Here is a 721-nt window from a genome sequence, read left to right as displayed (position 1 = left end):
GGCGTGATCCGCGTCGGCCCGCTCACGCTGGCCCGGCAGGATCCGCTCGGCCTCCTACGGCGCGAAGTGACCTGGCGAGACCGCCACCTGCTGCACGTCCACCCCCCGACTGCGGCGCTGCCACCGCACTCCGCCGGCCTGGTCCGCGATCTCGAGGGCCGGCCGAGCCGCCGGCTGACCGAGGCGGATCTCTCGTTCCACGCGGTGCGCGAGTACGCGCACGGCGATGCGCTGCGGCACGTCCACTGGAAGTCGACCGCCAAGACGGGCACGCTCATGGTGCGCCAGTTCGAGGAGTCGCAGACCGCCCGCGTCGCGGTGCTCTTCGACGCGCTGCGCGAGGAGTACGCGAGCGACGACGAGTTCGAGCTCGGCGTGAGCGTCGCCGCCTCGCTCTCGGTGCAGGCGGTGCGCGAGGGGCGTGAACGATTCGTCGCGTCGGCCTGGGCACCTGGCCGGATCCGGCCCAGCATCGACGGGCTCGAGGAGCTGCCGTCGCGCGACCCCGTCGAGCTGCTGGACGCCTGGGCCGAGCTCGGCAGCACGGAGGAGGGGCTGCCGTTCGAGGTGCTCGCCCGCAGCCTCGCCGATTCGGGAAGGCCGCTCTCCATCGTCGCACTGATCACCGGCTCCCGACCCGACATGCTGCGGTTGCGCCGCGCCTCCGCGGCCTTCCCGCCCGACGTGCAGGTGCTCGCGGTCCGCTGCGAGTGGCTGGCCG

1 protein-coding gene is annotated in these 721 nt (G+C 73.6%); it reads left to right on the top strand.

The features are described from left to right. On the top strand, positions 1 to 721 hold a 721-nt coding region (locus tag ACFPZL_RS13950), incomplete at both ends, for a DUF58 domain-containing protein (RefSeq protein WP_382336006.1).

It is taken from the genome of Leucobacter soli (assembly GCF_042659205.1).
GTDB lineage: Bacteria > Actinomycetota > Actinomycetes > Actinomycetales > Microbacteriaceae > Leucobacter > Leucobacter soli.
Note: the sequence above shows the minus strand (reverse complement) of the source record. Positions and strands in the feature narration are given on the sequence as shown.